16 protein-coding genes are annotated in these 19891 nt (G+C 42.3%); 8 read left to right on the forward strand and 8 right to left on the reverse strand.

The annotated features are described in order from the left end of the window. Position 1 precedes the first annotated feature (1 nt). The 3 genes from recG (at position 2) to lipB (ending at position 4584) form a co-directional block, all read left to right on the forward strand. Positions 2-2107: an ATP-dependent DNA helicase RecG gene (recG, locus tag ACK8HY_RS12635; protein WP_416133793.1), complete on the forward strand. Its 2106-nt coding sequence runs from the start codon at positions 2-4 to the stop codon at positions 2105-2107. Between the two features lie 532 nt (positions 2108-2639). After that, positions 2640-3830 (forward strand): GTPase HflX, encoded by a 1191-nt coding sequence (hflX, locus tag ACK8HY_RS12640; RefSeq protein ID WP_077437190.1) that lies wholly within the window; start codon positions 2640-2642, stop codon positions 3828-3830. A 58-nt stretch (positions 3831-3888) separates the two neighbouring features. Further along, complete coding sequence (gene lipB, locus ACK8HY_RS12645; RefSeq protein ID WP_077437191.1) at positions 3889-4584, forward strand: lipoyl(octanoyl) transferase LipB; 696 nt, start codon at positions 3889-3891, stop codon at positions 4582-4584. A 122-nt stretch (positions 4585-4706) separates the two neighbouring features. Here the strand turns inward: lipB and ACK8HY_RS12650 are convergent, their stop codons facing one another. The 3 genes from ACK8HY_RS12650 to ACK8HY_RS12660 form a co-directional block, all read right to left on the reverse strand. After that, entirely contained in the window at positions 4707-5927 is a 1221-nt protein-coding gene (locus tag ACK8HY_RS12650; RefSeq protein WP_139351173.1) for a hypothetical protein, read from the reverse strand. 442 nt (positions 5928-6369) lie between these two features. Further along, positions 6370-6741 carry a hypothetical protein gene (locus ACK8HY_RS12655; RefSeq protein WP_077437193.1) on the reverse strand — a complete coding sequence of 124 codons (372 nt, stop codon included), beginning with the start codon at positions 6739-6741 and terminating at the stop codon, positions 6370-6372. Between the two features lie 202 nt (positions 6742-6943). After that, positions 6944-7354, reverse strand: a complete 411-nt coding sequence (locus ACK8HY_RS12660) for a hypothetical protein (RefSeq protein ID WP_077437194.1) — start codon at positions 7352-7354, stop codon at positions 6944-6946. A gap of 108 nt (positions 7355-7462) precedes the next feature. On the opposite strand from ACK8HY_RS12660, the gene ACK8HY_RS12665 reads away from it, so the two are divergent. The 5 genes from ACK8HY_RS12665 to ACK8HY_RS12685 all read left to right on the forward strand — a co-directional run bounded on the left by ACK8HY_RS12665 (position 7463) and on the right by ACK8HY_RS12685 (position 13581). Then, complete coding sequence (locus ACK8HY_RS12665) at positions 7463-8761, forward strand: hypothetical protein (protein WP_077437195.1); 1299 nt, start codon at positions 7463-7465, stop codon at positions 8759-8761. An 88-nt stretch (positions 8762-8849) separates the two neighbouring features. Beyond that, positions 8850-10538, forward strand: a complete 1689-nt coding sequence (locus ACK8HY_RS12670) for a HEPN domain-containing protein (RefSeq protein ID WP_416133794.1) — start codon at positions 8850-8852, stop codon at positions 10536-10538. A 285-nt stretch (positions 10539-10823) separates the two neighbouring features. Next, complete coding sequence (locus tag ACK8HY_RS12675; protein WP_077437197.1) at positions 10824-11372, forward strand: YcxB family protein; 549 nt, start codon at positions 10824-10826, stop codon at positions 11370-11372. 422 nt (positions 11373-11794) lie between these two features. Beyond that, positions 11795-12163, forward strand: coding sequence for a hypothetical protein (locus ACK8HY_RS12680; protein WP_077437198.1), 369 nt, complete (start codon positions 11795-11797; stop codon positions 12161-12163). Positions 12164-12165: 2 nt separating this feature from the next. Then, a complete protein-coding gene (locus ACK8HY_RS12685; protein ID WP_416133795.1) occupies positions 12166-13581 on the forward strand; it encodes a PLP-dependent aminotransferase family protein in 1416 nt (471 codons plus the stop codon). Positions 13582-14234: 653 nt separating this feature from the next. Here the strand turns inward: ACK8HY_RS12685 and ACK8HY_RS12690 are convergent. From ACK8HY_RS12690 to ACK8HY_RS12710, 5 genes are all read right to left on the reverse strand, one after another. After that, positions 14235-15881 carry a PepSY-associated TM helix domain-containing protein gene (locus ACK8HY_RS12690; RefSeq protein ID WP_416133796.1) on the reverse strand — a complete coding sequence of 549 codons (1647 nt, stop codon included), beginning with the start codon at positions 15879-15881 and terminating at the stop codon, positions 14235-14237. Between the two features lie 6 nt (positions 15882-15887). Next, the gene (locus tag ACK8HY_RS12695) at positions 15888-16166 is read right to left on the reverse strand and encodes a hypothetical protein (RefSeq protein ID WP_077437201.1); all 279 of its coding nucleotides are present in this window, start codon (positions 16164-16166) and stop codon (positions 15888-15890) included. 9 nt (positions 16167-16175) lie between these two features. Beyond that, positions 16176-16508, reverse strand: coding sequence for a hypothetical protein (locus ACK8HY_RS12700; protein WP_416133797.1), 333 nt, complete (start codon positions 16506-16508; stop codon positions 16176-16178). 29 nt (positions 16509-16537) lie between these two features. Then, positions 16538-18949: a TonB-dependent siderophore receptor gene (locus ACK8HY_RS12705; RefSeq protein ID WP_416133798.1), complete on the reverse strand. Its 2412-nt coding sequence runs from the start codon at positions 18947-18949 to the stop codon at positions 16538-16540. Between the two features lie 90 nt (positions 18950-19039). After that, positions 19040-19756, reverse strand: coding sequence for a DUF4198 domain-containing protein (locus tag ACK8HY_RS12710; protein WP_416133799.1), 717 nt, complete (start codon positions 19754-19756; stop codon positions 19040-19042). Positions 19757-19891: the final 135 nt, after the last annotated feature.

Genomic DNA, 19891 nt, shown 5'->3' on the forward strand with positions numbered 1-19891 from the left:
AATGGCTGAATTAAGTTTAATTACCCCGATAGAATACCTCAAAGGTGTAGGTCCCCAAAAGGCAGATGTACTCAAAAAAGAGTTACAGGTATTTACCATTGGAGATCTGTTGACCCAATACCCTTTCCGTTATATCGACCGTACAGAATTCCACAAGATCCGAAAGCTGCATCCCGATATGATGGCGGCGCAGGTACTGGGGCGCCTGGTTTCACTGCAACTCGTGGGTGAAAAAAGGACCAAACGCCTCGTCGGCTCATTCAAGGACGAAACAGGTTCCATGGAGCTCGTCTGGTTCCAGTCTATTCCCTGGCTCCAAAAGTCTTTGAAAGTAGGCTCGGCCTATATCATTTACGGCAAACCCAGTGAATTTAATGGACAGCTATCCATCACCCATCCTGAAATGGACCTCTACAATCCGCAGGTCAAGCAAGCGGGCAACATGAGCCTACAGCCGGTCTATTCCTCCACGGAAAAACTCAAAAAATTCAATTTGGACACCAAGGGCATCCAGCGCCTGCAGCAGACCGCATTGGAAACCGTGTTTCGGAGTATAGGTGAGACGATCCCCCAGGAAATAATCGCAAAACATCAGCTGGTTTCTCACCAGCAGGCTTTGGCCGCCATTCATTTCCCGAGCAACCAAAAGGAATTGAACCAGGCGATCAAGCGGATCAAATTTGAAGAACTGTTTTTCATCCAGCTCAAACTGCTCAACAATAAGCAGCTGAACACACAGAAATTCAGGGGGCAACGCTTCAACAAAGTAGGTGAAAAGTTCAACACTTTTTTTACCGAACGTCTTCCATTTCCATTGACCGGAGCACAGAAACGCGTTATTAAAGAAATCCGTATCGATACCAATACCGGCGCGCAGATGAACCGTCTGGTGCAGGGCGATGTAGGCTCCGGCAAAACCGTGGTTGCCCTGATGAGCATGCTGCTCGCCGTTGACAATGGTTTTCAGGCCTGTATGATGGCGCCGACAGAGATCCTGGCTACACAGCACTACCAGGGGCTCAAACAGCTCGTCGGCGATGATCTCGTCAGCATCAAGCTGCTTACCGGCTCAACCAGCACAAAAGAACGCCGGTTGATCCATCAGGCCCTCGAAGAGGGGACACTTGATATCCTGATCGGTACCCATGCACTCATTGAGGATAAGGTTCAATTTAAAAATCTCGGCTTCGCCGTGATCGATGAACAACACCGTTTTGGTGTGGAACAACGGGCCAAGCTCTGGCGCAAGAATGTTATTCCACCACATATGCTGGTGATGACAGCTACGCCCATTCCCCGAACCTTGGCGATGACCATGTATGGTGACCTCGATATTTCGGTGATCGACGAGCTTCCGGCCGGACGTAAGCCTATTAAAACCGTCCATTTCTTTGAGAGCTCCCGCCTGCGGATGTTTGGCTTCATGCGTGAAGAAATCGCCAAAGGCAGACAGGTCTATGTGGTCTATCCTTTGATCAAAGAAAGTGAAAAACTCGATCTGATCTATTTGGAGGCCGGCCTGGAGAATCTGCAGCGCGAATTCCCTCTTCCGCAGTATAAGATCAGTATTGTACACGGCAAAATGCCTGTGAAAGATAAGGATTTTGAGATGCAACGTTTTGTGAAACACGAGACGCAGATCATGGTGGCAACAACGGTAATTGAAGTTGGGGTCAATGTGCCCAATGCCTCGGTTATGGTCATTGAAAACTCCGAACGGTTTGGTCTCTCCCAGCTTCATCAATTGCGGGGACGCGTGGGCCGTGGCGCCGAACAGTCCTTTTGTATCTTGATGTCAGGAAATAAGCTCAGCAAAGAAGGGCGTCTCCGATTGGACACCATGGTGCGGACCAATGATGGTTTTGAGATTGCCGAAGTTGACTTACAGCTACGTGGCCCCGGCGACATTTCCGGTACACAACAGTCCGGCGTGCTCGACCTTAAGATGGCCAATCTGGCGACAGACCAGGCCTTATTGACCGAATGCAGAAACACCGTCATTGCCCTATTCAAAGAAGACCCTATGCTGCAAAGCGAAAAAAACTACTTGCTCCGGAGTTTTTTGGCCCGGAAATCAGATGGCATTGCCTGGGACAAAATCTCCTGATCATCGGCCAGCCGGCCATTAACAAGCTTCCCCCCCCCCTCCATCACTTGTTTTATTCAGGAGTCCATTCAATGCTGTTCGAAAACGCTTCAACAAACTAGGATAAATCAGTTCGAAGACATGCCGTTACCAGTGAAACCTGTTTATCAAAATCAAGAAAAAGATCGCCGCCGCCAGCTAATAGACTATCTATCATCAATTCGCTTGTATATAAAATCAAAATTATTTATTTTTGCATCATTATGAACATGATATAGAAAATATCCCCTTCTTTTACTAGGCAAAAGATGGCGACCGACCGCTTACTTATTTTGAGTTGCCCTGGTAAGCAAATCACAAGAGACTTATTGGTTAATGAAGAATTATGTCCTATTTAGGTGCCCATCTTGTTTGGTGTACAAACGCATAAATTCTTAAATTTACCTTTTCAAAACAATAATTAAAAGTGAACGTATAACAAGATATAGGCAATAGATCGCAGTGTGCGGCTTAGTGACCTACCTACTTCACTTAATATACTTAATAGGACAAAATGGCCAGAATTAAAATACACGATACAGCAATAAAACCCGAAACAGCCGTCTTGGTCAGTGTGATCACGCAGGGCGTGACTGAGGCAAAAGCAAAGGAATATCTGGAAGAACTTGAATTTCTTGTACAGACAGCCGGTGGCGAGACCAAAGGCATGTTTACACAGAAATTAGCTTTTCCGGATAGAGCGACATTTGTCGGCAGTGGAAAACTTGAAGAGATCAAAGCCTATGTCGAAGCTGAAGAGATTGACATTGTTGTCTTTGACGATGAGTTGTCCCCTTCCCAATTGCGCAACATCGAGAAAGAACTCAAACGCAAGATTTTGGACCGTTCCAATCTGATCCTGGATATCTTTGCCCGACATGCAAAAACTGCACAGGCAAAAACCCAGGTCGAACTGGCGCAGCTGCAATACCTGTTACCCCGATTGACCCGCCTGTGGACCCACTTGGAGCGTCAGCGTGGGGGGATCGGTATGCGTGGTCCCGGTGAATCGCAGATCGAAACCGATAGACGGATTATCCTGGACAAAATTTCATTGTTCAAGGAAAGACTGCGCGCGATCGACAAGCAGAATGAAACCCAGCGCAAAAACCGTGGCGAGATGATCCGCGTAGCGCTGGTAGGCTATACAAACGTCGGTAAATCAACGATCATGAACATGATCTCCAAATCTGACGTGTTGATCGAAAACAAGCTCTTCGCAACGCTTGACACAACAGTACGCAAGGTTGTTATCGATAATCTTCCCTTCCTGTTGTCCGACACGGTAGGATTTATCCGCAAATTACCGCATCATCTGGTGGAATGTTTCAAATCTACCTTGGATGAGGTCAGAGAGGCAGATGTGCTGATCCACGTGGTGGATATCTCACACCCTAACTTTGAAGATCACATCCAGGCCGTAAATGAGACATTGAAAGACCTGAAAGCGCTGGATAAGCCCGTGATCACCGTGTTCAACAAGATAGACTTGTACAAACCGGCAGTTGAAGAAGGACAGGACGGTGAAGAGGTGGAGGTTACATTGGACGATTTCCGCAATTCATGGATGGCGAAAAATTCCGATCCGGCGATCTTCCTATCTGCAACAAACAAGACAAATATCGAAGAGTTCAAGCAAACCCTTTACGATATCATCGTGAAGATGCATAATGAACGTTACCCGTACAACAATTTGTTGTATTAATTTGACTAACATGATGGCGGATCGTTACCGACGATCCGTCTTCTTAAAAAGATAAGCAATGAATAAAGTGGTGCAGTTCCAAGACTGGGGACTTGTAGACTATCAGGAAGCCTGGGATAGACAAGAGTCCATCTTCAAGGGCGTATTGGATATCAAACACGACAATCGGGTCAATGCGACGACGACAGACACACCAAACTACCTGATCTTCACAGCCCACCCCCATGTCTACACCTTAGGAAAAAGCGGGCACGAAGAATACCTGCTCCTGGATGAGAAAGGCCTGGAAGAAAAAGAAGCGAAGTTCTATAAGATCAACCGCGGTGGTGATATCACCTACCATGGACCGGGTCAGATTGTAGGCTATCCGATTCTGGATCTCGACAACTTCTTTACCGATATTCACCTTTATTTAAGGACATTGGAAGAAGCCATTATCCTGACCTGCGCCGATTACGGTGTTTCAGCAGGACGATATCCTGGATTTACAGGCGTCTGGATCGAACCGGACAAGCCCACGGCCCGCAAGATCTGCGCGATGGGCGTACGCGCCTCACGCTGGGTCACCATGCATGGCTTCGCCTTTAACGTCAATACAGATCTGGACTATTTCAACAATATTATCCCCTGTGGTATCGACGATAAAGACGTGACCTCATTGAAACGGGAACTTGGTCAGGAAGTCGATATGGATGACGTGAAGGAAAAACTTCGCGGACACATCGCCAGACTTTTTGAAATGGAAGTCATCTAGCAATAGAAATAATAGAAACAAACAAGGACCTGCTCAATATAGGTCCTTGTTTGTTTATGCTATCCTTAAAAATAGGAAATCCTTTAGTAATCCATTTATTTCTTTAGTCCCCTATGCTGCGATTAACAATAGTACATACAATCGTAGCTATACAGTTTACCATCTTTGAAAGTGATGATCAGTTGCCCTGCATCGCCATTCTGAAGACGGTACACATGGGGTGCCTCGATCATATTTGCGGAGACCATATCACCAAAATGATTGATAAAATCTCTTTCAGTGTAATTGGCATCCATACGTTCATGGCCTATCACCAAGATCTCACCATCCGTAAAATATAGCTTATAGACCGTTCCAACAACCTTCTTTTTGTAATTCTCTTCAAATGCCACGATCATATTCGGGGTTTTATAATAGTATCGCGGTTCCCAGCCACATTCGGGCATATTGGGTATCTCGGCAACACGTTGCATCTTTAATTGATTCATCTGCGCATCCTTGATCTCTCCGTCCATGAGCGATACCCCTTTCCAGATAAAATGCAGGTTCAACGCCCTCATCTTTTTTTCATACGCCTCAAAATCCGGCTTTTTATCCAGCTTGCTGGCCAGCAGCAATTCAAAATCAATATCGACTTTCGGATTATTCACCCCATAGGCGGCATAAGATTCCTTCCAATAGGAAAAGGCCTGTTTTAAGTTTTTCTCTTCCCGCCAGGCCAGCTCCCGCAATCTTCCCACCTGAACCAGTTCTTTTTCTTGATCCTTACCTTTTACCGCTAAATAATCCTGCAGGACTTTATCGTAAGTCAGAGCGGAACCTAAAAATTTCAATTGCACATACTCAGGGTTCTCATGAAAATGATCGCCGATATACACCCAGCCGTCGGTATATAAAGGCACATAATCAATGCACAGCAACTCATTAAGCGGTGCTCGGCGCACAGCGGCGCTAGCCGTTGTCGGCGCCTTACGGACACGCAGTTCGGATACCTGTACATAATAATGCGGACACTGATGACCTTCAACACCGCGATAAAAATACTGTGCAGGTTCGTCCGCAGATTTTTTCCCGTCCATAAATGTCTTTAGCGGCTGCCGGTCGATAAAGCCGATATCGCCATTGCTGACCTGCACCTTATACTGCCTATTGGTCGAGTCGAGCAGGTAAATCGGCGCTTCGGTGGCAAATATCCCCAAAGGATCATTGTTCTCCCCAGCCTCCCGATAGAGATAACCCCACTTGGATGTATACACCGGCCGTTCGCCCGCTGGCTGCGCCATGCTTCGGTTCACAAAACAACTGTATAGGATACAGCACAGGAATAATACTTTTCTAAACATATAGCTTCATTTCTTTTAATAGCGATCAGACATCCATCAAAGTCGGCTAAACCTATTGAAAACCATCGCAGCGAGCAGCACAGCTCAATATTTTAGCTGAATAATAGCATTTCTGATATTTAACAAAAATAGGCAAAAAGAAGGCCAAGGAAATCACTATAATCAGCTATTTCGCGAACGTAGAATTTATCCGTCCCGATTTCTATAACGAAGTGGTTTTACTAACGAAAAATAGCTTTCCTATCTTTGCATCGAAGCATAAGTTACACAATCCCAATTTTAACAAGTAAACATGATGACAACAGCAGTATTTTCATTTGAGCACGCTGCTAATTCTTCGGAAAAAAAGATAATTGTTGTTTTAAAGGCTCTTGGGGTAAAGAATATCTCCGTTGAAGAAAAAGAATGCTCATCGGAGCTAACGCAGTATCTCTCCGGTTTCTTACTTGCGATTCAGCAGTTCCACCTGTCCCTCCAACGCGGAAATGGTCTTTTCCTGCGCCTTGATTATCTGCTCCAGTGCGGAGACCAATTGTTTGGAAACTGACGAACCTTCGGAACTGCTCGCGGCCATCTGTGGTTCAGGGCTAACGGTTTCCGCAGCGCGCATCATTTTACCTTCCCCCATCAATAGCCAGGCAGGGCTAATATCCGGATGGCGGGTCAATATCGCAATCATTGCATCCGAACTGAGGGCCGTATTTTTCTGACCGCCCTTAAAATTGGCATAGGAAAGCTCCACATCTTTAAAAAATTCAGTTTTACTGATACCCTTTTTTTCAGCGATCAGCAATACACGTTCTTTTACGTTCACAATTATTCTATTTTTAAGACGCTATTATTTTAAACCAAACCGCAAACCAAACTTCCAATTTGTGAAGGGGTTTATCTCCGCAAAAGACGAGATTCACAGACGTGTATTGATCCCAAGCGATTCAACTACTTATTCCCATGAAAAACATAGCCAATGAGCTCCGCCTCCAATAAGAAAACTCAAATTTCCCGTTAGAATCTATTTATTTCCGCAGCGATTCAATCTCATGCTCCAAAGATGACAATAATCTCTCCAAAGACATAATTGTCTTCTCTTGAGATTTAATAGTGATATTTTGAGAAGCGATCAATTGTTTTAACGTATTAATCTCCCCATTCGTGATTCTCTCCAATTCAGGTGTTAGATAAGTTTCTTCATCTTCCTTCACTAAAACGGGCTTAAGCATCTCCCCCTCTCCTCTCAATAACCATTCTGATGAATATTTGGGATATTTTTCAGCAAGATTGACTAACCACTTAGCTTGAACATCAGTATTATTTGCCAGTGCGCGTGTAAAAACACCCTTACTAGCCCCGATTGATGCTTCCAAAGCGGACACACTTATCCCCTCTTTTTCTGAAACAATCTTAATTCTCTTCAAAATAGAACTCATTTCCGAAAATTTTAATATTATAAATTTGTTTTGATGAAATATAGTTCTTAAATTAGCTTAACAGATGATAATTATAAACACAATATTTAACCAAAAACATTTCCTAGCATGAAAAATACGCAAAAGAAACTAAAAGCGAAACATTTTCGCTATTTAAGCAAGGAGTATATTGCAGATCCACTGAAATATCTCAAGGAATTCTTTGAACAAGAAACATACGTTCACTATTTTGTCAAGGATATAAACCTGCTCGTCAATGCTGCTTCAAATGCAAAAATGAATAGCCCTTATTCAAATCTGGGTTACAATACAAAAAAACTGATTACGTTTGTTGAAATAGCCTATGTTATTTTTAAAAAATGCAGTTTGAAAAAGCTAAAAAATCCATTGGACTTTTTTAAATGTGATTCCGACTATTGGAATTACGTATCAGGGGAATGTCTCAGTGTAAATGACATTGAATCGCCAGAAGATGAGATCAGCCGATTTTTCTCATTCCAATCGTTAGGACAATGGTACGAAGTTTTAGACGAAATTTGGATAAATATGAGCGATAGAAATGGCGAATTTCTGGGAAATGTAGGCAAGGAAATCCTTGCGACTAGGGAATTATTACAAAGATTGGCTATATCGCTGCATAAAATATATGAGAACAAATCGCTTCCGGACAATAGTACAAACAATCAAGAAGAGATTGAAAGTGAGAAAAACCAAGACCAAACATCTTTGGAACAGACCGACAACATAAAGACAAAAGAGGGATCCTTCGATGACGCAGTAGAAAACGAAATATTTAGTCTAAAAAAGCAAGTTACCTTACCGCCCTGGTTAGCGCCTCAGCCTTTTTCAATAAAAGCAGTTCAAGACTTCTTTTCTCACGGATGCCTCGATAGATGGAAGGAACATATAAAATACTGGCATAGAGCAGCCATCACAGAAAACTGCTTTTGGTCTGTGGGCCAAGAAAGCCCTTACTACGGTGGATCAACTCTATTATTCAATTATTCCTGTATCTATTCCCTACTAGAAATGTTTCGTAATGAAGCCGATTTAAGAAAGATCGACTATGTAGCCAAAGATCCAAATCAACAAATACTCATCCGTGATACAGCGACAATTACCGTTGTAAACAACGATGATAAATTTCATCTAAGCCACACAAACACTGAACAACTCGAAGATCTATTTCTTTCCATTGCCAAGTTGATCAATCAATACACCAAAATAGAATGGGACGAAATCTTATATGACTGGTTAGAATATGGATTATCTAAAGAAGCATACGCCAATGAAGACTTTTCAAATCAAACTTTGCTTATTTACGATATTTTGATCAACATAGTTGAACTAGCTTATATACTAGCATACGAAAATGAGATTGAAATATTAGATACTGTAGCTAATTAAGAGCACTTTCACTCCGAAAGTCGACTTGCTCCTAAATTAGGACAATAGGCGATAGACTAACCAAATAACAACAATACACCAATCGATTATGAACACCGAACTCACTCCAATCATCGAAGCTATCCTTCGCGCTATTGCCGTCGATGAAATCTATCACTGGACGTATGACCACGATGGCAAGAAATATCAAATACTTCAGATTAACCGCTTGTCAAATACAGCAATTCGATGTATAGATCCTCTCGGCGCGATTAACAAGATCATCAAGAATCACCCAGACCTATACGTCAAAATACACTTCACCCATGAGATACAAAAGAAACTCGACCAAGGATTGGGCCGTACCTATCTTATTTATCAATCAGAAAATCGCATTTATCAAAATCCTGTTCAAGAAATACCACTTGTATTACCCAAATATGCTCCAGCTGAGGTTATCGAAAGAACCAGATCATATATCGATCAAGAGAAAAGTAAAATCAGATCGTTTATAGATGGACACTTTTTCTATCTGGATAGCAACAACCATGCACACGCAGCCTTTATGCTCCATCAGGCCATCGAGCTCTCTCTAAGAACCGCAGAAAAGCTTCTCTTAAACGATGAAAGGAAATCACATTCACTTAGAGGTACCATAGCCCATCTCAAAACTTTTGACTCTAAATTGGCCAAATTGATAGACAGCGAAGAGGGAAAAAAAGCACTTGAAAAGATTGATGAGGCCTATGTTGGTTATCGTTACAATCAAGATTATACGATCAACAAAAGTCTATTAGAAACAGCTTACCAAATTGCCATAAACGCTTTAAACTGGATCTACGGTTACTCCAATCTTTTATTCGAAGAAATCAGAGAAAAACTTAGCAAGAAAGAAATTCAGCACAAGGAGATTGAAAAATCCAAAAATAACATTGTTATTTACAACACAAATAAATGTAACAGTAACTACCGCGATCTAATATTAAATACGCTGGAGTTATATTGTTCCCCTTCCCTAGTTGCCTGCTTCGGTTATCATTCTGATCAACATAAGTACAATAGCCCGCTCCAAAACAATAAAGAAGACCAGATAACGCATGCTTACTACCTCTTTATTGCCTATGACAGCCTAAATACAGACCTCGCCAACCTACAACAAAAGACAATGGATCTGCTGCCGAAAAATGTGTCACTGACCTTGGTCACTGAAGAGACAGCACACTTTATCAAAAAACTTTCCAAAGGCCATCCCTTCTTCTTATCCCTCATAAAAGTCGGTGATATCTGGTTCCAAAATACAATAATCGAAAATATCAACCCTGACTCTATTGTCGCTCCTCAACTTGACCTAGATTATGCACGTCAACAATGGCGAAACCGCTACAATAACGCCCGCTGCCTTTACTATGCTTTTGAAGAGGATTGGTCTTTTGGAGTTGAAGCCGTATATCATTCGCTATCACAAGTTTTAGAACAAACCTGTCTCGGTGTTATCAATACAATCCTTCAATACAAACCTCAAACTGTTGGGCTCCCCTTTTTAATGAATCTTTGCCGATTAATTGTTCCGGAAGCACACGCGACCTTTTGCCTGAACAACAGCGACCATGTTAAACTGTTTAAAGAAATTATCAAAGCCCAACAGGAATTTAGATATAACGCGAACTATAAGGGAGATCCATTCGCCATTATAAGATTACAGGAACTTACAAAGCTGTTTATCGAAAGATGTAACGAAGAGATGGAAGATTATTTTGGGAAAATTTCAAGCGCTATTCAGGTGGAGAAAATAGAATAGATACCTATGTACGTCAAGCTACATTTAGTCAATCTCGGAATCTAAATCCTACCACCCCATTCACTGAAAGTAATGCTTTTTAGTGAATGAACTCACCAAAAAGCATTACTTTTGGTGAATAGAATGATTCTTACCAAGTTTCGCCAAGCACTAGAAGCTCGTTCAGCGAGCAATCCCAACCCAATATTATCGGTTTTCCGCTGCTGCAAAAAACAAAACATGTCAAATTATTTGCAGATAATCGGAAATATTCCGATTATCTTACCAATTTAATACATTTAAATTATGAAAGAACTTCAACTAACCCTTTCCGAGCAAGATCAACTGGATGCATTATTGTTCAGCATGTCCAAATCACCCCAAATCGTCAAAGCACGCAAAAAATCAAGATTCATGTTTATGCTGCTCATGCTGATACTATCCATTCCATTTTTCTACTATGAGCGTCCACTGGCAATTTTGATTATCATAGTTAGCGTAATCGCCTTTCTTTTCTTTCCGAAATATCTCGGGATATACTATAAGCGCTATTTCACCAAATATGTCAAAAGCCCCGAATTCCAGAATCGAATCGGTATTCTACACACAATCAGCTTTGAAGATAATTATCTCCAGATCAAAAGCAAACAAATGGAGTCCAAATATCAATACGATCAGTTTGAATATATGACCGAAACGGCTTTCGCTTTTTTTATCAAACTGAAAATGGCGGATCAACTGTTTTTCCCAAAACAGCAGATCGAAGATACCGCCGAATTTAAAGCTTTCCTGACAGCGCTCAGCCAACGCCTTCATATCGCCTATCAGGAGGAGCTGGACTGGAAATGGAAATAGGTTCGAAGATGCTGCAGCGTCCTCGCTATTGAGCCAAAGCGCTGATATCTTTGATTTCCAATATGTTTTTCACATTATCCCGCTCCACGGCATGAATCATCGCCCGTCCCACCTCATTCAGGGACAACACTGCCGAAGGGGCGAAGAATTTTGAAGGTATTCCAATAAAACACCTTCTCCGACCATCCCTGTGGCCCCTGTTATTATAACTTTCATCGTGGTTCGGCTTAAGTAACAAGCCCAAAGGGTTCCAACTATTATTATTTCCCAGACCATATTATAAATATCTTAAATGGGCCTTAAAAACCATCCATTCCCCGTCATATTTTTTTCACTTTTTCATCTGTACCCTCATTTCTATTTGATTCTGTACCTCAAATCCGACCTGTACCCTTTCTAAATTAGCAAAAAGATTTATTGCCATGTCGACTACAGCACATCAATCGTATTCCATCAGACAGGTTGCTCTCTCTGATCTCTCCCAACTGAAAAAAGCTCATCCCGAAGTGAGCAGCAAAAACCTGTTGCGCATGCCTTTTCTCTTGCTTGCACAAAACGAGGAAATAGCAGCTGTTTCTTCTGCTATAGTCTCCGAAAACAACAACCTTACTGTTGAAATTTCTTATCGAACCGAAGTTTCCGAAGACTTATCAACGGTATTTAAGCGCAAAGCGCAGGCTTATTTTGAACAGCAGCTGTTAAATATGTTTGGCGACGAAGAATCACTAAAAAGGGGAATCCGTTATTTTCACGATTGGGTAAATCCAAGCGGAAACAGTAAATTAGTGTAAACATGGAACAGCAACAATTATATAAGAAAATTGCGAACATCGTAGAGAACCAGATCAAAAATGGCTCTTTGACCTACGGAGATCGTCTACCTTCTGTCCGTAGTGCACAGAAATTGTATAATGTAAGCTTAAATACGGCAAAAAATGCCTACATGGAACTTGAGAGTAGATCCCTGATCGAGTCACGACCTAAATCGGGCTTTTTTGTCAGTCTGGCAGGACAGCGCCGGATGTCTATCCCCTCCGTTTCAACTTTTAAGACTGATGAGAAGAAACAGGATCCTGCGACATTGATTGATAAAGTTTTTCACTCCCTGGAGGATAAGGAGATCACACGATTCTCCCTCGGATTGCCCAGTTCCTCGTTACTTCCGATTCAGAAACTCAATAAATGTATTCTGGAGACGGTTCACGAGCTGCACGATTACGGCGATCAATATGGTCAGGTACAAGGGAGTCCGAATTTGCGTAAAGAGATCGCCAAATGGTCGCTCGTACTGGAAGGAAAGATCAGTGATGAAGATCTGATTATCACCTCCGGAGCCATGAATGCCATTTATAGCTGCCTGCGTGCGGTGACCAAACCGGGAGACACCATTGCCGTGGAAAGTCCCCTATATTTTGGCTTTATCCAGGCGTTCAAGTTATTGGGATTAAAAACCATTGAGATACCGACCCATCCCATTACGGGCATTGAACTCGACGCGCTGAAAAAGGTGATCCATAAAATCGATGTATGCTGCTTTGTTTCCAATTTCAGTAACCCCTTGGGTGCGCTGATGCCGGATGAACATAAAAAAGAACTTGTCAAACTGCTCGCTTTCCATCATATTCCATTGATTGAAGACGATCTCTACGGAAATATTTATTTCGGCTCTTCGCGTCCCAAACCCTGTAAATATTTTGATGAGGAAGGCCTGGTCATGTGGTGCGGATCTGTCACCAAGGTATTGGCACCAAGTTTTCGGATCGGATGGGTCGAATCCGGACAATACAAAGACAAGATTCTCAAACAACGGTTGATCCAGACCATCTCGCAACCAGCTATCTATCAGGAAGCGGTGGCCAAATTTCTAAAAATCGGTCGTTATGACCATCACCTGAATACCTTTAGAAAGAAGTTGTATAGCAATTATATCAATTTTAGAAAAAGTATCGAGGCTCATTTCCCGGAGAATACAAAAATGTCACAGCCCGAAGGCGGATTTATGCTCTGGCTGGAAATGGATCCAAAAATTGATTCTACTGTACTATATGATTACGCACTGAAACAGAAATTGAGCTTTGCGCCAGGCCGAATGTTTACACAACATGATCAGTTTAAAAACTGTATCCGGCTGAATTATGCCGTCGACTGGAACGAAAAAACCGCGCATGACCTGATGCGATTGGGTCGCTTTTTTAAAGCGGTCATCTAAACGAATCCCTGTTAGCTCGTTATCATCACTTGACAAAGATATCTATCAGACAGTCGGGAGCTATTCGGTTATGATTCGACTGTGCTTCGACGATTGGTTGATTGTTATTCGGCTACGCCTCGTATCAGCTTCGAAACAGCGAGAAGACAGAGACGGGACTGATTCGGGATTTGTCCGACAATTCTTCGACTGCTGTTCGACTGTTCTTCGACTGCGCTTCGGCAAACCTTCGACAAACCTTCGACAAAATGCCGACCAGCTGCTGAAGCTTTGCCGAATAAAGGGTTAACCTGGGGCGAATTTGTCCACTGCCTGTCTACCGCTTGTTCGGGCTAGCTCTGGCTAAACCGTCGGACCTCATTGCAACAGTGTCCGAACACATCCCAACCATTGTGCAATGCGAAAAATATATCACGGATGCCTTAGACACATCTCAGATATGCTTAGGGGCTGCTTTATTCAAGCAGCCCTAAGCATATATTTTACACGACGGAATGGATACCTTCCCAACGACAATCAATATATGACCTGAAATCAAATTTGCTCTGAGAGCTTTCGCCGCATTTACCTGCGAAAGCTTAGCGTACAAATTCGCAAAGGAGGTTAAAAAAATCGCCAAAATAATGAAGGCGTCCTAAAAGGACGCCTTCTAATTACTGAATGTTCTGAAAGAACTTTTTTGTCTTATAAAAGGCCAATAGCCCAATAATACCGATCATTAACCAAAGAAAATCGACAACAAATAGGTCGCGTTGTCCATTCACAAATGTTTTCCAAAACCAATTATGGGTGATCAGACCATTGGCTATAGGAATAATAAACGCGAGGATACTGCCGACCAATAGCGTTTCGCGGTTTGTCCTTCTTATACTCCGGCGAATGATATAGTAAAGTGACAGAACCAACCATGCATAGAAGTAGACCTTATAGATAAAATCCTGATCAACTTTGGGACTGATCTTAATGGCAATAAATGTTATCGCTGTGACCGGCAGCATCGTCAAACAGATCGCTGTAAAGACATTTGCGGCCCAAAAATTGAATTTGCGTTTCCTTGGGATGACATTGTTTTTATTCCGCGCAACCAACCAGATCAGAATTCCCGAAATTATAACCAAACAGCCCATGACGCCTAAGATAAAATAGACCATTTTGAGTGGATATCCACCAAAGTCACCATAATGCAGACGATATATAATGCTTCGCACGTAGTCACCATAGTTTGCTCCCGTCAACGGTGATTTCTCCTCAATAATTTTATTATCGGCCACCTTCACGGTCAGTATCCCGGATCCGGCAAAGCTGCTGTTATAATGCGGTTCGAGCAACATGATAACATGCATATTGGAATCCGCATAGTTTTTTACAATAATACGATGAAACTCGCTTTCCGGCCACTTGGTCTTCGCCATATCTAGAAAGGGAGCGATTTTCACATCGCCATTCAGGGGTTTATAACTATACGCATAATCCTCATTGGCGGATACACCAATATCCTGATACATTTTTTGCTGATCCCCCGCGTACAGCAATTTGCTGAAGGGGAGCGCCAGAACCGAATTGACGATCAGAAATGTTCCCGTCACAGCAAAAATAAACTGAAAGGGAAAGCCGATCACCCCCAGGGCAGTATGCATATCCGTCCAGACAGTTTTCCATTTACTGAATGGTCTAAAAACAAAAAAGTTGGATACTAATTTATCCCAATGCAATAATAGACCTGTTATCAATGCAAATAAAAAGATAAAGGCGGTAATTCCTGCGACGAGATACCCGAATGGGGCTATTCCTACGCTAATAGGTACTTGATTGAGCTGGGCCAGAAAATGTAAGCGGAATAAAAACTCGCCCATATCATAGTTCTGTGCATAGTCCCCCACTTTTTGATTGACAAAATTATAGGTAAAATTTTTCGAGTCATCATCGCCACCTCGCCGTCTCCGGCCTTTCTTTTTCTCCGCTTTCTGTTCAGGCGTTATCTTGGATAAATTTTCCTTGTTGAGTATCGTGTCGTTTGAAGCCGTGTACCCCACATAAGCAGAAGTTGCCTCCCGGTGCATATAAAAGTTAATATCACGTCCGTGTAGGTTAGTTTCTCCCTTTAGGGAATCCAAAAGCTTGTCAAAACTTTGATGATCTTCCTTGTAAGTTGCATACGAAGCATTATTTTGCCAGGCTGCAATTTCATTTCTAAAGAATGCAAAAGAGCCCGCGAAAAATATCACATACAGCAGCGCGCAGATGATAATACCGCTTATGGTATGGGTATTAAAATAGATATTGTAATTTCTGTTGTTCATGATCGATTACATCTTTAACAAATAAGGCAACGAAAACACTGCTGCGAGGAGTATATAAATTCCCCATATTTTCCATCCGCTTTTGGAAAGAAAGGCCAGGAGCATCAGCACAGCCCAAAGGAGATAACCACTGATCCCGGCGGTCATAACAACATCTTTTTTATCAAAAAAGCTGGTCAGCAATACATGAAAAGAAAGCATAACCACATAGCCACCGATAAATCCGGCGGTAATCTTCAGGAATCGTTGAAAGGGCGAACTCAGGTATTTTTTATTTGCTGGCATAAGAAATCTTTAGCATATCAAAAATTCGACACAGAGACTCAGGACGTACAATCCGAATACCCGGTAGCCTGTTAAATAACGGTAAGGGTTCAATAGAACGACCAGGCTCATCATGCACATGACGTAGGCAAAAAAAGCAAAGAATCCTGCGCCGAGCCCCTGTAGATAAAGAATAATCCCAAATGGGAGTAGCAGCAACACCATACTCAAGATGCGCACAGACTGTGTCTGCGCGCAAAGTTTTTTTAACCATTCGGGCCTATGCTGGAACTTCACTTTTTTACTGCAGTTGTAAAAAAGGTAAGCGCCAATAAGTATGATTATTAAAAGTGTGCTATACATCGTATAAATGATTTAATAAAGCCGCTCAATTAAAATTTGTAAGTTAAACCTAGACGGAAGTTGCGTCTTGCCTCGACGATGTAAGTATAGTACATAACACTGTTCTCAATTTTAGCATTTTTCGCAGTTGTTGACCCCGCAGTCATAAGCTTACGGTTGTCCAGCAGGTTGTTGACCATCAAAGAAATATTATATCGGTTTCGTTGATAGCTAATCCCCCCATCCGTACGTATGTAATTCTTAAAATTCGATTCTTTTGTTATACCAATAGCACGATCAAACATCCCCTGAACACTTCCAATAAAACCAACACCCTTTAATGGACCTTGTTGCAAACGATAGGTTACCCAGGCATTCGCGGTATGTTTTGCCGTATTAGGGGTTATATTTCCTATGTTTTCCGCTTTAGTATCTTTTGAAATTTTAGAGTCCGTCAATGCATAATTCGCATTGACATTTAATCCCTTGACTATTTCACCCGTGATATCAAACTCAATTCCTTTGGTTGTTGTCTCACCCAACTGCATCATGAAATAACCATTGCCATTGGGAAGTGGATGGTCAAAGTCTGTAGCCGTTGCGTTTTTGCGTTTGATCTGATAAGCACTTAATGTAGAGATCCATTTTCCGCCAGCCCATTCCTTCTTCACACCGGCTTCCGTGCTATTGCCACGTATTGGCTTGAAAGCATTGCCTTCCCAATCAGCTCCCGGTACAGGTACAAAGGACTGGTCAAACAGGGCATAAACACTTGTTGAAGGAGTCACCAAATAGTTTAATCCCACCCGCGGGCTCCACACCTTGTCCTTTACCGGATCTGCTCCTGTTTTTGAGACCACACTGGATGAGGTGAAACGCAGTCCCAAAGATAATTTAAGACGATCCGCAAGGAATGCCATCTCATCGTGCACATAGAAGGAAGTATATGATGAGCTTGTAATATACGTTTGGCTCTTTGCCCGTTCCTTAATGCTCAAGGTACGGTCAACCTTTGGAAAGACGGACTCAGGAATACCGTACACAGGATTATAAACATTGAGTGGAACTGAAGGAATCGAATCCGATAAGGAACTAAAATCTCCCCAAAACTTCTTGTTCCCATAGTCAACACCAGCTAAAATACGATGTCTAATATTACCTGTTCGCTCCTCACCATTAAGGGAGAGCTGTCCAAATTTATTTTCACCATGCTCATCTGCTGTACTATAGTATCGCGGCATATCCCCTGCTGCTGTCATATAGTTCAACCAGGTACTGGTTGCTTTCATGTCGAAATTAAAATAAGCGGCTTGGGCATGGAACTTCCACTTTTGACTAAGTTTTCGATCAAAATAAAGATAGGCGCTATGATCTCTAAGCTTCCCAGGCTCCATACCCGGATCCCCATAGAAAAAGTCGTTGGCAATCCCTGGGTCGGCAAAGCCCTTGGGCGAAAAGGTATAATTTCCATTGCTCAGGTAAGAAGATCCCTGAAAGGTGTATTCTGCCGTGATAGCAGTCAGCGAATCGATATTATAGGTCAATACCGGAGCGATGACAAGACGATTGCTATTATTGTATTTTGTAAAGAACTTTTTCTTCTGCCCTGCTACGTTCAGACGATAAAGCAATTTATTATTTTTGGTAATTTTTCCATCCAGATCCACAGCCCCACGGTAGAGATCAAAACTACCCGTATTAAGCGTAACAGATCCTTTGGTATGACCTGTTGGCTTTTTGGTTACGACATTGTAGAAACCTCCTGGCTCTCCGCTGGCCAGCATAAAACCAGCTGGGCCTTTAACAAACTCAATACGTTCGATCATGCTGACATCTTCAGCAGTAGGCCCCCAAGAAGCCTCGATGTTCATTCCATTACGAAAGGCAGGGATCTTGGATCCGCGCATGCGGATATTCGCATATTGATTGTCCCAGTGTCCCTGACGTGTTGCACCGCTGATATTACGCGTGATACCATCAACAATATCAAAAACCTGTTGGTCAGCCATCAAATCCGATGAGACCACCTGAATATTTTGTGGCAGTTCTAAAATCGGTGTTTTGAGACGTAACGATCCAGAGATACTGTCAAATTTATAATTTTGATAATATTTTCCATAAACGGCTACCTCATCAATAGCCTCAGACTGGTCACTGAGTTTAATTTCCCCCAGATGACTGTCTTCACCGCTGAGGACTGCTGTCATCGTCTGTTTGCTGTAACCAAAAGCTTTGATCTCGATGGTATATGTATTCGGCGCGAGTTTATAGAAAATAAAGCGCCCCTCAGCGTCTGTACTGGTTGTCACGCCTGTAGGCGATAGTTTAATTGTTGCACCCGAAATTGGTTCGGATTTTTCATTGACAAGGATACCGTCAACCTTCAATTTGCTCTGCGCCTGTGCCACAGAAAAAATTGAGCTGATCATCGGAATAGCTAGAAAGGATAAAGTTTTATTCATGTGTATTTCACTGGTAGATATGTGATAAAAATGGATTCATTTTGAATGTGAGATTTAAAATGAATCCATCTGATTTGTAGGTATCAATTTTTATTTTACTTCCAAAAAGGTTGTACTTCCCTGCCAAGATGATGCGTAGGGTTTTCCCTCATGCTCACCTGCTTTCTCAACAAATGTGCTTGCTTCGAGAACGTAAGCACCTGACCAGAGAGCATCGAAAGTAATAATACCATTAGCATCGGCTACAAATTCTTTTCCCCATCCTGTGGACGAGAAAACAGATACTTTGACATTGGGAACGACTTTCCCTTCGCTGGTTATCTTAGCTTGTAGGCTAGCTCCTTTTTTTACATTGGCTGAATTGAGCAACTCAACCTGCAAGGGATTTTTTAATGCACTATAGTCCAATTTGCTTGATTTGCCAATAACAACGGGCATTAAGGAAGAAAACTCATATTTTGTCTGGCCACCTAGATCTTTCGGTGCCTTGACGATCGATAAAAAGTAGGTTCCTTGTTCGGTCGGTTGGAATGAACCACTGAAATGGTCGCCTTTATTGGTCAATTGCACTTGAACAGGCGCTTTTCCCGGAACATATAATAACAAGGTGAAATCCTTTACGTCAGAATACCATTTTTCAATCTGATCTCTCTCATTAGTAACATATTCACCATAATAGACTTTTACCTCATGCGACTGATTTACTGTACCGCGAGGAGCGGATTCTATCCAAAGTGCGTGAGCGGAACTGCTGTTACAGTAGAACAATACTGTAAGGAACGTAAAGAGCGAAGTTAAAATTTTCATAATATGTTGATTGATGCGTCTAGTTTTTCAACTTATTATGGAGGAGCTCACAGATAAAAACAATCCGGTTAACGAATAAAACCGCAAATTTCGTTATCTTGCAAGTTCTTCCATATCCTATATCGGAAGCAACCG

Source organism: Sphingobacterium sp. NGMCC 1.201703, from assembly GCF_047784615.1.
In the GTDB taxonomy this organism is placed as follows: domain Bacteria; phylum Bacteroidota; class Bacteroidia; order Sphingobacteriales; family Sphingobacteriaceae; genus Sphingobacterium.

Excerpts from the sequence above, each read along its gene's own strand:
- recG (WP_416133793.1), top strand. The coding sequence starts at position 2 with ATGGCTGAATTAAGTTTAATTACCCCGATAGAATACCTCAAAGGTGTA.
- hflX (WP_077437190.1), top strand. The coding sequence starts at position 2,640 with ATGGCCAGAATTAAAATACACGATACAGCAATAAAACCCGAAACAGCC.
- lipB (WP_077437191.1), top strand. The coding sequence starts at position 3,889 with ATGAATAAAGTGGTGCAGTTCCAAGACTGGGGACTTGTAGACTATCAG.
- ACK8HY_RS12650 (WP_139351173.1), bottom strand. The coding sequence starts at position 5,927 with ATGTTTAGAAAAGTATTATTCCTGTGCTGTATCCTATACAGTTGTTTT.
- ACK8HY_RS12660 (WP_077437194.1), bottom strand. The coding sequence starts at position 7,354 with ATGAGTTCTATTTTGAAGAGAATTAAGATTGTTTCAGAAAAAGAGGGG.
- ACK8HY_RS12665 (WP_077437195.1), top strand. The coding sequence starts at position 7,463 with ATGAAAAATACGCAAAAGAAACTAAAAGCGAAACATTTTCGCTATTTA.
- ACK8HY_RS12670 (WP_416133794.1), top strand. The coding sequence starts at position 8,850 with ATGAACACCGAACTCACTCCAATCATCGAAGCTATCCTTCGCGCTATT.
- ACK8HY_RS12675 (WP_077437197.1), top strand. The coding sequence starts at position 10,824 with ATGAAAGAACTTCAACTAACCCTTTCCGAGCAAGATCAACTGGATGCA.
- ACK8HY_RS12680 (WP_077437198.1), top strand. The coding sequence starts at position 11,795 with ATGTCGACTACAGCACATCAATCGTATTCCATCAGACAGGTTGCTCTC.
- ACK8HY_RS12685 (WP_416133795.1), top strand. The coding sequence starts at position 12,166 with ATGGAACAGCAACAATTATATAAGAAAATTGCGAACATCGTAGAGAAC.
- ACK8HY_RS12690 (WP_416133796.1), bottom strand. The coding sequence starts at position 15,881 with ATGAACAACAGAAATTACAATATCTATTTTAATACCCATACCATAAGC.
- ACK8HY_RS12695 (WP_077437201.1), bottom strand. The coding sequence starts at position 16,166 with ATGCCAGCAAATAAAAAATACCTGAGTTCGCCCTTTCAACGATTCCTG.
- ACK8HY_RS12700 (WP_416133797.1), bottom strand. The coding sequence starts at position 16,508 with ATGTATAGCACACTTTTAATAATCATACTTATTGGCGCTTACCTTTTT.
- ACK8HY_RS12705 (WP_416133798.1), bottom strand. The coding sequence starts at position 18,949 with ATGAATAAAACTTTATCCTTTCTAGCTATTCCGATGATCAGCTCAATT.
- ACK8HY_RS12710 (WP_416133799.1), bottom strand. The coding sequence starts at position 19,756 with ATGAAAATTTTAACTTCGCTCTTTACGTTCCTTACAGTATTGTTCTAC.